Origin of the sequence: Streptomyces sp. AN091965, from assembly GCF_022698285.1 — a bacterium.
Classification (GTDB): Bacteria; Actinomycetota; Actinomycetes; order Streptomycetales; family Streptomycetaceae; genus Streptomyces.
Map to the genome: position 1 here is coordinate 3,871,827 of NZ_JALDMY010000001.1, position 12,592 is coordinate 3,884,418.

At 72.9% G+C, this 12,592-nt stretch carries 10 protein-coding genes; 3 read left to right on the forward strand and 7 right to left on the reverse strand.

Features of this window, described 5'->3' with window-relative positions; all coding sequences use genetic code 11:
- Nucleotides 1–12 precede the first annotated feature (12 nt).
- The 4 genes from MQV74_RS16120 to MQV74_RS16135 all read right to left on the reverse strand — a co-directional run bounded on the left by MQV74_RS16120 (nt 13) and on the right by MQV74_RS16135 (nt 5,443).
- Nucleotides 13–939 (reverse strand): serine hydrolase, encoded by a 927-nt coding sequence (locus MQV74_RS16120; RefSeq protein ID WP_242718292.1) that lies wholly within the window; start codon nt 937–939, stop codon nt 13–15.
- 122 nt (nt 940–1,061) lie between these two features.
- Nucleotides 1,062–2,747 (reverse strand): thiamine pyrophosphate-binding protein, encoded by a 1,686-nt coding sequence (locus MQV74_RS16125; RefSeq protein ID WP_242718294.1) that lies wholly within the window; start codon nt 2,745–2,747, stop codon nt 1,062–1,064.
- Entirely contained in the window at nt 2,744–3,736 is a 993-nt protein-coding gene (speB, locus tag MQV74_RS16130; RefSeq protein ID WP_242718296.1) for an agmatinase, read from the reverse strand. Before speB ends, MQV74_RS16125 begins: the two co-directional genes overlap by 4 nt.
- Nucleotides 3,737–3,994: 258 nt before the next feature.
- Nucleotides 3,995–5,443: a sodium:solute symporter gene (locus MQV74_RS16135; protein WP_242718298.1), complete on the reverse strand. Its 1,449-nt coding sequence runs from the start codon at nt 5,441–5,443 to the stop codon at nt 3,995–3,997.
- A 134-nt stretch (nt 5,444–5,577) separates the two neighbouring features.
- On the opposite strand from MQV74_RS16135, the gene MQV74_RS16140 reads away from it, so the two are divergent.
- The gene (locus MQV74_RS16140) at nt 5,578–7,077 is read left to right on the forward strand and encodes a PucR family transcriptional regulator (protein WP_308402274.1); all 1,500 of its coding nucleotides are present in this window, start codon (nt 5,578–5,580) and stop codon (nt 7,075–7,077) included.
- A gap of 151 nt (nt 7,078–7,228) precedes the next feature.
- Complete coding sequence (locus MQV74_RS16145) at nt 7,229–8,014, forward strand: phosphatase (RefSeq protein ID WP_242718302.1); 786 nt, start codon at nt 7,229–7,231, stop codon at nt 8,012–8,014.
- 10 nt (nt 8,015–8,024) lie between these two features.
- Here MQV74_RS16145 and MQV74_RS16150 read toward each other — a convergent pair whose 3' ends face one another.
- The 3 genes from MQV74_RS16150 to MQV74_RS16160 all read right to left on the reverse strand — a co-directional run bounded on the left by MQV74_RS16150 (nt 8,025) and on the right by MQV74_RS16160 (nt 10,882).
- Nucleotides 8,025–8,897 (reverse strand): acyl-CoA thioesterase, encoded by an 873-nt coding sequence (locus MQV74_RS16150; RefSeq protein WP_242718304.1) that lies wholly within the window; start codon nt 8,895–8,897, stop codon nt 8,025–8,027.
- Nucleotides 8,898–8,905: 8 nt separating this feature from the next.
- Nucleotides 8,906–10,063 (reverse strand): acyl-CoA dehydrogenase family protein, encoded by a 1,158-nt coding sequence (locus tag MQV74_RS16155; RefSeq protein ID WP_242718306.1) that lies wholly within the window; start codon nt 10,061–10,063, stop codon nt 8,906–8,908.
- Nucleotides 10,064–10,276: 213 nt separating this feature from the next.
- On the reverse strand, nt 10,277–10,882 hold the full coding sequence (locus tag MQV74_RS16160; RefSeq protein ID WP_242718308.1) for an SACE_7040 family transcriptional regulator: 606 nt from the start codon (nt 10,880–10,882) through the stop codon (nt 10,277–10,279).
- Nucleotides 10,883–10,965: 83 nt separating this feature from the next.
- Here MQV74_RS16160 and MQV74_RS16165 point away from each other — a divergent pair, with 83 nt between their 5' ends.
- Complete coding sequence (locus tag MQV74_RS16165) at nt 10,966–12,582, forward strand: carboxyl transferase domain-containing protein (RefSeq protein WP_242718311.1); 1,617 nt, start codon at nt 10,966–10,968, stop codon at nt 12,580–12,582.
- The last annotated feature ends 10 nt before the right edge of the window (nt 12,583–12,592 follow it).

Here is a 12,592-nt window from a genome sequence, read left to right on the forward strand (position 1 = left end):
AAGGGGGGTCCGTCAGGACTGCGGGACCGGGACCGACGCCTCCTTCGGGGTCTCCGTCGGCGCGTAGCGCTGCGGGGCCTGGGTCAGCGGGGTCAGGTCCTTGTGGATGGCCCTGGAGACGCGCTGGATGGTGTCGACGCCGTAGTTCATGGAGCCGTTGCCGTGGGTGAGCACGGAGATCGTGTAGTCGTGGCCGCGGCCCTTGAAGGCGCCGATGCTGTGCACGCGCCAGCCGTGCGTGGCCCGGGGCAGCCAGCCGTTCTTGACGTGGGTCTTGACGCCGGAGGGGGCGCCCGCCGGGGTGCCCCAGCGCTGGTCGCGGACGACCTGGTTCATCAGCTTCAGGATGTACGCGCGGGCGTTGTCGCTGAGCACGGAGTTCGGCGCGGTGACCAGGGCGAGCAGCTTCTGCTCGTCCTGGACGTTGATCCGGGTCAGACCCCAGTAGCCGCCCGATCCGGGCACGGTCTTGGTCATCTTCGCGGCGGCGAGGAACTTCTTGACCTTGCCCGCGCCGAGCTGGCGCCACAGCGCGCTGGTGGCGTTGTTGTCCGACTTGGTGATCATGGCCTTGGCGAGGCTGGACTCGCGGTCCGTCAGATACCGGTCGTTCTTCTTCGCGTCCCAGAGGAGCGTGGCGAGCACGGTCACCTTGACGACGCTGGCCGAGTCGAACGCGGTGGTGCCGCGCAGGGTGCACGTCGTCTTGGTGGCCTTGTCGTAGAGGCCGACGGCGATGGTGCCCTTGCGGTTCTTCAGCGCGGCGTTGATGTCCTTGGTGAGCTTCTTCGCCAGGTCCGGCTGGGACGAGGTGCACTTGACCTGGGCCGTCGCGGCGGCGGCGGGAGTGGCGGCGGCCGTCCCCAGGACCGGCACGAGGACGGCGGCGGCCGCACCCGCGCTCAGCACGCGGGCACGCCGGGATATGCGGTGAGTCATGGAGGTTCCCCCCGTAGTTCGGTACGCGCGTGCGCTCCTGCCGCACGCGCATCCCATGACTCACCCGCACGAGTGAATGGTTGTACGCGGAACAGTACTGTGACGAAACCGATCGTTCGCCCTCAGCCGAGGTGCGTCGGTGCGAACATCCGCAGGAGCGCGGGCAGCACGACGACGCTCGGCCCGGGCTCCGCCAGGGCCTTCGCCAGGTCGTCCCGCAGCCGCTCCGGCGAGGTCCGCACCCCCGGCACCCCGAACGACTCGGCGAGCGCGACGAAGTCGGGCCGGGCCAGCTCCGTGGCGGTCGCCTCGCCGAAGGCGTCCGCCATGTACTCGCGCAGGATGCCGTAGCCGCCGTCGTCGACGATCAGCCAGGTCACGTTCAGGCCGTACTGCCTGGCGGTGGCCAGCTCGGCGATCGAGTACATCGCGCCGCCGTCGCCGGAGACGGCGAGCACGGGCCGCGTCGGGTCCGCGGCGGCCGCCCCGAGCGCGGCCGGGAAGCCGTAGCCGAGGCCGCCCGCGCCCTGCGCCGAGTGCATGGTGTTGGGGCGCCGCGCGTCGAAGGCGGACCACGCCCAGTAGGCGAGGATCGTCATGTCCCAGAAGGACGGCGAGCCGTCCGGCAGGGCGGCCCGTACGGAGGCGAGGACGTCCTGCTCCAGGGTCAGGCCCTGCCCGTCGATCCGCTCGCGGACCTTCGCCAGGACGGCCGCGACCCGCTCGGGCGCCGCCGGGTCGGGCCGCTCCCCCACGGTCTCCAGGAGCGCGGTCAGGGCGAGCCGGGCGTCGGCGTGGATGCCGAGCGCGGGATGGTTGGACTCCAGCTTGCCGGGGTCGGCCTCGATCTGGACGACCCGGCCGCGGGGCGCGAAGGTGTGGTAGTTCGAGGAGAGTTCGCCGAGCCCGGAGCCGACCACGAGCAGGACGTCGGCGTCCTCAAGGAAGTCGGTGGTGTGCCGGTCCTCCAGCCAGGACCGGAGGGACAGCGGGTGCTCCCAGGGGAAGGCGCCCTTGCCGCCGAAGGTGGTGACGACCGGCGCGTTCAGCTTCTCGGCGAGCGCGCGGAGCTTGCCGGAGGCGTCGGCGCGGACGACCCCGCCGCCCGCGATGATCACCGGGCGCTCGGCGCGCGTCAGCAGATCGGCGGCCACGGCGGTCAGCTCCGGGCGCGGCACCAGGTCGCGCGGGGTCGCGTCCACGGCGGTGACCTGCGGAAGGGCCGTCTCCGCGAGCAGCACGTCCTGCGGGATCTCCACCCACACCGGGCCGTGCGGCGCGGTGAGGGCCGACTCCCAGGCCGCCGCGATCGCGGACGGGATCTGGGACTGGGTGCGGACGGTGTGGACGGACTTGACCACGTCCCGGAACGAGGCCTGCTGGTCGCGCAGTTCGTGCAGATAGCCGTGGCGCCCGCCGCCGAGCCCGGCGACGGGGACCTGGCTGCCGATGGCGAGCACGGGGGCGCTCGCGGCGGCGGCCTCCTGCAGCGCGGCGAGCGAGGTGAGCGCGCCGGGCCCCGTCGACAGGAGCAGCGGCGCGACCTCGCCGGTGACCCGGCCGTACGCGTCCGCCGCGAACCCGGCGTTGTTCTCCACGCGCAGGCCGACGTAGGCCAGGTCGGAGCGGCGCAGCGCGTCGAACATGCCGAGGGCGTGCTGCCCCGGCAGGCCGAACACGGTGGCCGCGCCGAGCCCGCGCAGGGTCTCGACGACGAGGTCGCCGCCGTTGCGCCCGGCGGGCGGGTTGAGGGCGGCCTCGGTCTGCGCGGCGGTGGGCCTCAGTTCCAGGTCGTGGTCGTGGGTCACTTGGCGCGGGCCTCCGCGATCTGGCGGGACATGATCGTCGTCAGTTCGTACGCGGTGTGGGACGCGGCCACGGCGGTGATCTCGGCGTGGTCATAGGCCGGGGCGACCTCGACGACGTCGGCGGAGACCAGGTTGCAGGAGGCCAGGCCGCGCAGGATCTCCAGGAGCTCGCGGGAGGTCATGCCGCCCGCCTCCGGGGTTCCGGTGCCCGGGGCGTGGGCCGGGTCGAGGCAGTCGATGTCGATGGAGATGTACAGCGGCCGGTCCCCGATGCGCTGGCGCAGCTGGTCGGCGACCTCGTCGGCGCCGCGCCGGTAGACGTCCGACGAGGTGACGATGCCGAAGCCCATCTTCTCGTCGTCGGTGAGGTCCTTCTTGCCGTACAGCGGGCCGCGGGTGCCGACGTGGCTGAGGGCCTCGGTGTCGAGGATGCCCTCCTCCACGGCCCGGCGGAACGGGGTGCCGTGCGTGTACTCGGCGCCGAAGTAGGTGTCCCAGGTGTCGAGGTGCGCGTCGAAGTGCAGCAGGGCCACCGGGCCGTGCTTCTTCGCCACCGAGCGCAGCAGGGGCAGCGCGATGGTGTGGTCGCCGCCGAGCGTCATCAGGCGGGCGCCGGTGCCGAGCAGGTCGTCGGCGGCGGCCTCGACGGTCTCCACGGCCTCGTTGATGTTGAACGGGTTCGCCGCGATGTCGCCGGCGTCGGCGACCTGGGCGAGCGCGAACGGCGACGCGTCCTGGGCCGGGTTGTACGGGCGAAGGAGGCGGGACGCCTCCCGGATCGCGTTGCCGCCGAAGCGGGCGCCCGGGCGGTACGACACGCCCGAGTCGAAGGGGACGCCGACGACCGCCACGTCCGCGGTGCCGACCTCGTCGAGGCGGGGGAGGCGGGCGTAGGTCGCGGGCCCCGCGTAGCGCGGGATCCGCGAGGAGTCCACCGGGCCGCGGGGCTCGGCGGAGGCGCCCTGGGGGGTGTTCTCGGTGCTGCTCATGGTCGGTGTCTCCTGGTGTAACGAATGTGCGTAAACAGTGTGAACCCTCACGGGTGTGCCCCAGACCCGCCCCTTCCCGAACAAGGGGGCTCCGCCCCCTTGGACCCCCGTTTGTCGGCGCTCCGCGCCTCGTCCTCAAACGCCGGACGGGCTGAATGGTGCCGCTTGCGGCTGTGTGGCAGCCCCTCCGGCGTTTGAGGAGCGGGGGTCTGGGGGCGGAGCCCCCAGTCTCGGGAAGGGGCGGGGTCGGGGAAGGAATCAGGCAGGCACGGGTGCCTCCGCCTCGGCCCCGCGCCCGGCGACCCGGTCACGCCAAGCCGCGAGCGTCCCCGCGTCGGTGGGGCGGGTGGCCAGCGAGACGGCCACGTACACCACGAGCGAGGTCAGCAGCCCGTAGTAGATGGGCTCGTTCGCGAGGATGCCGTAGTGCCACATCAGGCCGATGACCGACAGCCCGCCCGAGACGACCGCGGCGAGCGCGCCCGCCCCGGTCCCCCGCCGCCACAGCAGCCCGCCGAGGATCGGCACGAGCAGCCCCCCGACGAGCAGGTTGTACGCGACGGTCAGCGCCTGGACGACGTCGTTGAGGGCGATGGAGACGCCGATGACGCCGATGCCCATGACGAGGATGAAGGCGCGGTTGCCCTTCACCTCGTCGTGCGGGTCCCCCTGCGCGGACGCGCCCCGCAGCCGCGACCAGATGTCGTTGTTGGCCACGGTCGCGCAGGCGATGAGCGCGCCGGACGAGGTGGACATCACGGCGGCGAGCGCGGCGGCGAGCACGAGGCCCCGCACGCCCATGGGCAGTTCGTCCTTGACGATGGTGGCGAAGGCGGCGTCGGCGCTGGGCAGCTTCGGGTACATGACCTTCGCGGCGGTGCCGATGACGGCGCCCGCGAGCGCGTAGACGAGGCAGTACGTACCGGCGACCGTGCCGCCCCAGCGGGCGACCTTGTCGCTGCGCGCGGTGAACACCCGCTGCCAGATGTCCTGCCCGATGAGCATGCCGAAGGTGTAGATCAGTACGTAGGTGAAGATCGTCTCGCCGCCGACGCCGAACGGCTCGAAGTACTCGTCCGGCAGCTTCGCCTTCATCTCGCCGAAGCCGCCCGCCTTGACGACCGCGATGGGCAGCAGCAGGAGCAGCACGCCGATCGTCTTGACGACGAACTGCACCATGTCCGTGAGCGTGATCGACCACATGCCGCCGAGCGTGGAGTACGCGACGACGATGGAGCCGCCGATGACGATGGCGAGCGTGCGGTTCACGTCGAACAGGACGTCGAAGATCGTGGCGTACGCGATGGTCGAGGTCACCGCGAGCATCAGCGTGTAGCCCCACATGACCACGCCGGACAGGACGCCCGCGCGACCGCCGTAGCGCAGGTCGAGCATCTCGGAGACGGTGTAGACCTTCAGCCGGGCGATGCGGGCGGAGAAGAAGACGGAGAGGGCGAGCAGGCCCAGGCCGATGGTGAAGACCATCCAGGCGCCGGACAGGCCGTGCGTGTAGCCGAGGCCGACGCCGCCGATGGTGGAGGCGCCGCCGAGGACGATCGCGGCCATCGTGCCGGAGTACATCCACGGCCCCAGACGGCGGCCCGCGACCAGGAATTCGCTCTTGGACTTGGCGCGGCGCATGCCCCACCAGCCCATGGCCAGCATCCCCGCGAGATAGACGACGATCACCGCATAGTCGACAGCCATGGGTACCTCTCCTTCACGCGCCTGAGGGGGACGACCTCGGTGTGACGGTCGACACGACCCTAGGTGGCCGGAAAGCATCGCTGAAGTGTACGTTTCCTCTACTTTTCCCGGTCCGGATGGAGGGATCATCCACCATGACGGAGTCCACCCCGCCACCCTCGGCCCCGCCGCCCTCCGCCCCGCCCACCCCGCCCGTCCCGCTGGCCTCCCTGCTCGCGCGCGAAGGCCTCGGCCTGCGGCAGATCGCGGGCCCGGACGCGGCGGCCGCCGACATCCACTGGGTGCACACCTCGGAGATGGCCGACCCCTACCCGTACCTCCTGGGCGGCGAGCTGCTTCTGACGGCCGGGGTGCACGTGCCGGACGCGGCGGCCGAGGGCGCGCCCCTGGACACATACGTGTCCCGCATCGTGGCGGCGGGCGGCGCGGCCCTCGGCTTCGGCGTCGCCCCCGTGCACGACACCGTGCCGCGCGCGCTGGTGGAGGCGTGCGACCGCCACGGCCTCCCGCTGCTCGAAGTGCCGCCGCAGACGACGTTCAGCGGGGTCGCGCGGGCCGTGTGGCAGCTGATGGCCGAGGCCAGGCACACCGAGCTGCGCCGCGTCGCCCAGGCCCAGCAAGGCCTGGCCGCGGCCGCCGCACGGCCCGACCCGGTGCCCGCGCTGCTGCGGCAGCTGGCGACGCGCCTCGACGGGTACGCGGCCTTGCACACCGCCGACGGAACGCCCGCCCAGAGCGCGGGCACCCCGCCCGGCGCGGCGGCCCTCGCCGCCCTCGACCGGCTCGCCGGGGTCGTGCTGCACCCGGCCGAACCCCGCCCTGCCCCCGCCTCCGGCACGGACACCGTCGACGCCACGCACCTCGCCGCGTACGCGCTCGCCGGGCCGCAGGGCCTGGCCCTCGGCGTCGCGACGCCGCGCCGCGAGCCGGGCGACCACACCGTCGCCCAGGTCGCCGCCGTCCTGCTCGCCCTGCTCACCGCGCCCCACCAGGGCGCCACCGAGTCCGCGCGCTCCGCGGCCCTCGTCCGGCTGCTGCTCGGCGCGGGCCCGGACGAGGTGGCGCCCCTGCTCGGCGCCGACCGCTGGACCGTGGTCCACGCGCGCGTGCAGCGCGGCTCCGGCGCGCCGCCGCCCACCCCCGCGTCCCTGGCCACGGCGCTCGGCAGCACCCTCGTGGACTCCGGGCCCGAGGCCACCACGCTGCTGCTGCCCGCCGACCGCGAGGTCACCGCGCAGGGCGGCTGGACCCTCGGGGTGTCCGCACCCGCCGCCCCCGAGGCCCTCGCCGCCGCCGAGGCGCAGGCCGCGCGGGCCGTGCGCCGGGCCGAGGCCACCCGTGTCCCGCTGGTGCGGCATCAGGAGACGGGCCTGTCCGCCCTGGTCGCGCCCGCCGAGGCCGACGCCCACGCGCGCGTGTTGCTCGCTCCGCTCGGCGGCAGCGCGGCCCTCACCGAGACGCTGCGCACCTGGCTCTCCCTGCACGGCAGTTGGGACCGCACGGCCGGTGCCCTGTCCGTGCACCGCAACACCGTGCGCCAGCGCGTCACCCGCTGCGCCGCCCTCCTGGACGCCGACCTGGACGACCCGGACGTACGCATGGAACTGTGGTTCGCGCTGAACCGCCCTGGCTGAGCGACGACCGGAACGGGCAGCGCCCCGAAGGGGCGCGGGGCTGTATCACTCTGCGGCTCCGCCGCGTGGGCGCGAGCAACCACGACGGAGCCGCACCCGACAGACGGCCCGCACCCCGCCCGCCCCGCAGGGCCGACGGCACAATGGACCCATGCCGATACCCAGCCGTGCCGCGCTCGTCGACCACCTCGTCCGCACCCGGATCGCCGGGGACGTCGCCACGCCCCGCGAGAACAACCTCGACCACTACCGCAAGCTCGCGAACGGCGACCGTCACTACTGGCTCGGCCTGGAGCTCGACGACCGCTGGAGCGACGAGCAGGACGTGCTCGCGGTGATGGCCGAGCGCTGCGGCGTGATCGACGACCCGCTGCACCGCCAGGGCCAGGACACCATCGACCCGGAGCTGACGGTCGACGCCCTGGAGCGGATGGCGGGGCGGCTGCGCAAGGCCGCGAGCGCCAAGGAGCGCGTCCTGTTCGCGACCGGCCACCCCGGCGGCCTGCTCGACGTGCACCGGGCGACGGCGGCAGCGCTGCGCGCCGCGGGCTGCGAGATCGTCGTCATCCCGGACGGCCTGACGGCGGACGAGGGCTTCCTCTTCCAGTTCGCGGACGTGGCGGTCCTGGAGCGCGGCGCGACGCTGTGGCACACGCACTCGCCGGAGCCGATGAACGCGGTCCTCGACGGCCTCCTGCGCGCCGAGCGCCCGCTGCCGGACCTGGTCGTCGCCGACCACGGCTGGGCGGGCCGCGCGGGCCAGCGCGGCATCGACGCCGTCGGCTACGCGGACTGCAACGACCCGGCCCTGTTCATCGGGGAGGCCGAGGGCACGCTCCAGGTGACGGTCCCCCTGGACGACCACGTGACGAGCCCCCGCCACTACGACCCGATGACGGCCTACCTGCTCGACGCGGCGGGCCTGCCGCAGGCCTGAGCGGGGCCCGCTAGGACCTCGGGACCCGGACGACGCCCTCCTGGATGACGGTGACGGCGAGCTTGCCGTCCCGGGTCCAGATGCGGCCCTGGCCGAGGCCCCGGCCGCCGCCCGCCGACGGGGACTCCTGGTCGTACAGGAGCCACTCGTCCGCCCGGAAGGGCCGGTGGAACCACATCGCGTGGTCCAGGGACGCGCCCACGACGTCCCCGACGGCCCAGCCGCCGCGCCCGTGCGCGAGCAGCACCGAGTCGAGCAGCGTCATGTCGGACACGTAGGTGGCCAGGCACAGGTGGAGCAGCGACCCCGCGTGCTCCCCTTCGAGCTTGCCGTTGGTGCGGAACCAGACCTGGGAGCGCGGCTTTCTGGGCCGTCCCACCGTGCCCCACGGCGGCAGGTCCGCGTACCGCAGGTCGACGGCGGCGCGCGCCTCGATCAGCCGCCGGGCGACGTCCGGCGGCAGGTGCAGCGGCAGCGCCTCCGCGGCCGTGGGCAGCGTCTCCGGGTCGGGCGCCGCGGGCATCCCCACCTGGTGTTCGAGCCCTTCCTCGTACGCCTGGAACGACGCCGACAGATGGAAGATCGGCTGGCCGTGCTGCACGGCGACGACGCGGCGGGTGGTGAAGGAGCGCCCGTCGCGGATGCGGTCGACGGTGTAGACGATCGGCACGCCGGGGTCGCCGGGGCGCAGGAAGTAGGCGTGGAGCGAGTGGGCGGGCCGGTTGTCGGGCACCGTACGGCCCGCCGCGACAAGCGCCTGGGCCGCGACCTGCCCGCCGAAGACGCGCGGCACCAGGGCGGAGCGGCTCGTGCCCCGGAAGATGTCCTCCTCGACCCGCTCCAGGTCGAGCAGGTCGAGGAGGTCCTGAAGTTCCCGGCTCATGCGCGGACTTACAGACCCATCGACTTCGCGATGATCATCTTCATGACCTCGCTGGTGCCGCCGTAGATGCGGTTGACGCGGTTGTCGGCGTACAGACGGGCGATCGGGTACTCGTTCATGAAGCCGTAGCCGCCGTGCAGCTGGAGGCAGCGGTCGATGACGCGGTGCGCGACCTCGGTGCAGAAGAGCTTCGCGGACGCGGCCTCGGCCGGGGTCAGCTCGCCCGCGTCCAGGGCTTCGAGGGCGCGGTCGGCGACGGCCTCGGCGGCGTCCACCTCGGCCTGGCAGGCGGCCAGTTCGAACTTGGTGTTCTGGAAGGAGGCGACGGACTTGCCGAAGACCGTGCGCTCCTGCACGTACTCCTTGGCGAACCGGACGGCGGCCTTGGCCTGCGCGTAGGCGCCGAAGGCGATGCCCCAGCGCTCGGACGCCAGGTTGTGGCCGAGGTAGGCGAAGCCCTTGTTCTCCTCGCCGAGCAGGTCCTCGACGGGCACCTCGACGTCGACGAACGCCAGCTCGGCGGTGTCGGAGACCTTCAGGCCGAGCTTGTCGAGCTTGCGGCCGACGGAGTAGCCCGCGGCCTTGGTGTCCACCGCGAAGAGGGAGATGCCGAAGCGGCGGTCGTCCTCGCGCGGGGCCGCGGTGCGGGCGCAGACGATGACGCGGTCGGCGTGCACGCCGCCGGTGATGAAGGTCTTGGCGCCGTTGAGCACGTAGGTCGTGCCGTCCGCGGAGAGCTTGGCCGTGGTCTTCATGCCCGCGACGTCGGAGCCGGTGCCCGGCTCGGTCATGGCGAGCGCCCACATCTCCTCGCCGGAGACGAACTTGGGCAGGAAGCGCTTCTTCTGCTCGTCGGTGGCGAGCATCTGGATGTACGGCAGGCCCAGCAGCACGTGCACGCCGGAGCCGCCGAAGGAGACGCCCGCGCGGGCCGTCTCCTCGTACATGACGGCCTCGAACTTGTGCGAGTCGATGCCCGCGCCGCCGAACTCCTCCTCGACGCGGATGCCGAAGACACCGAGCTCGGCGAGCTTGTAGTAGAAGTCGCGGGGCGCCTGGCCCGCCGCGTACCACTCGTCGTACACGGGCACGACCTCGGCCTCGATGAAGGCCCGGACGGTCTCCCGGAATGCCTCGTGGTCCTCGTTGAAGACGGTACGCCGCACGACTGAGCTCCCTGGGTCACGGATCCGGCCAAGCGCCGCTGGCTAAGCGCTTGCTCAGGTCGAGGTTACCCGTGGGTTTCCGTGACCGTCCAGAGCGAAAGCCGTAACCGGCGGGGGCGCGGGCCCTCGCGGCCTTCGGCCTTTCTCGTCCTCAAGCTCCCCCAAGCTCTTAAGGAGCAGGGAGGTGCCCCCTCGACGGGCTTGATCGTGCCCTCACGCGCCGGACGGGCGCGCGTTCGCCGCCGCCAGTGCCCCTCTGGCCAGTCTGTGCAGCAGCGCCGCCGTTTCCTCGCGGCCCGGCAGGGCGCCCGGGCGGCCCAGGTGCGGGGTCGAGTTCAGCAGGCCGAAGACCGCGTGCACGGACGCGCGCGCCTCCACCTCGGCGAGCCCCGGGTACACCTCGCGGACCGTGGCCACCCACAGCTCCACGTACTGCCGCTGGAGCTGGCGCACCATCTTGCGGTCGCTGTCCCGGAGGCGGTCCAGCTCGCGGTCGTGGAGAGTGATGAGCGGGCGGTCGTCCAGGGCGAAGTCGATGTGGCCCTCGATGAGCGAGTCCAGGGCGGCGCCGGGCGAGCCCGCGGCCTCCGCGGAGCGGCGCTTACCCCCGGTGAGCAGCCGCTCGCTGATGCCGACGAGCAGCTCGGCGAGCATCGCGTCCTTGCCCGGGAAGTGGCGGTACAGACCGGGGCCGCTGATGCCGACGGCGGCTCCTATCTCGTCCACGCCGACTCCGTGGAACCCGCGCTCGGCGAAGAGCCGGGCGGCCTCCTTGAGGATCTGCTCGCGGCGGGTGGGGGCGTCGGTCCTGGTGGCCATGGAAACGATTCTAGACAGGGCCGTTAGCGGTCGTTAACCTGAAGCCCTGACGTTAACGCTCACTAACCCGGGGAGCACAGCGGATGCAACAGGCACCGGTCCTCACGAGCGCGGCGGACCCCGCGTCGGACGCCTGGCGGGCGAACGAGTCGGCGCACGCCGCGCTGGTGGCCGAGCTGCGCGGCAAGCTCGCCGCCGCCCGGCTCGGCGGCGGCGAGCGCGCCCGGCAGCGGCACGTGGCGCGCGGCAAGCTGCTGCCGCGCGAGCGCGTCGACGCGCTGCTCGACGCGGGCTCGCCCTTCCTGGAGCTGGCCCCGCTCGCCGCGGACGGGATGTACGGCGGCGACGCCCCCGCGGCCGGCGTCATCGCGGGCATCGGCCGGGTCAGCGGCCGCGACTGCGTGATCGTCGCCAACGACGCCACCGTCAAGGGCGGCACGTACTACCCGATGACGGTCAAGAAGCACCTGCGGGCCCAGGAGATCGCCCTGGAGAACCGCCTGCCGTGTCTGTACCTGGTGGACTCCGGCGGCGCCTTCCTGCCCATGCAGGACGAGGTGTTCCCCGACCGCGAGCACTTCGGGCGGATCTTCTACAACCAGGCCCGGATGTCCGGCGCCGGCATCCCGCAGATCGCGGCGGTCCTCGGCTCCTGCACCGCCGGCGGGGCGTACGTCCCGGCGATGAGCGACGAGGCCGTCATCGTCCGCGACCAGGGCACGATCTTCCTGGGCGGCCCGCCCCTGGTGAAGGCCGCCACCGGTGAGGTCGTCACGGCCGAGGAGCTCGGCGGCGGCGAGGTCCACTCCCGCGTCTCGGGCGTCACCGACCACCTCGCGGAGGACGACCCGCACGCGCTGCGCATCGTGCGCACGATCGTCTCCACGCTGCCCGCGCGCGGACAGCTGCCCTGGGAGGTGCGGCCCGTCGAGGAGCCGAAGGTCGACCCCCTCGGTCTGTACGGCGCGGTGCCGGTGGACTCCCGCACCCCGTACGACGTGCGCGAGGTCATCGCGCGCGTGGTCGACGGCTCCCGCTTCGCCGAGTTCAAGGCGGAGTACGGCCAGACGCTCGTCACCGGCTTCGCGCACCTCCACGGCCACCCGGTGGGCATCGTCGCCAACAACGGCATCCTGTTCTCCGAGTCCGCCCAGAAGGGCGCCCACTTCATCGAGCTGTGCGACCAGCGCGGCATCCCGCTGGTGTTCCTCCAGAACATCTCCGGCTTCATGGTCGGCAAGGACTACGAGGCGGGCGGCATCGCCAAGCACGGCGCCAAGATGGTCACCGCCGTGGCCTGCGCCCGCGTGCCCAAGCTGACCGTCGTGGTCGGCGGTTCGTACGGAGCGGGCAACTACTCCATGTGCGGCCGGGCCTACTCGCCCCGCTTCCTGTGGATGTGGCCGAACGCCAAGATCTCCGTGATGGGCGGCGAGCAGGCCGCGTCGGTGCTCGCCACCGTCAAGCGCGACCAGCTCGAAGCGCGCGGCGAGCCGTGGTCGCAGGAGGACGAGGAGGCCTTCAAGGCCCCCGTCCGCGCGCAGTACGAACAGCAGGGCAGCGCCTATTACGCCACGGCACGCCTGTGGGACGACGGCGTCATCGACCCGCTGGAGACCCGCCAGGTGCTCGGCCTGGCCCTGACCGCGTGTGCCGGTGCGCCCCTGGGCGAACGCGGCTTCGGCGTCTTCCGGATGTGAGGGGCAGACA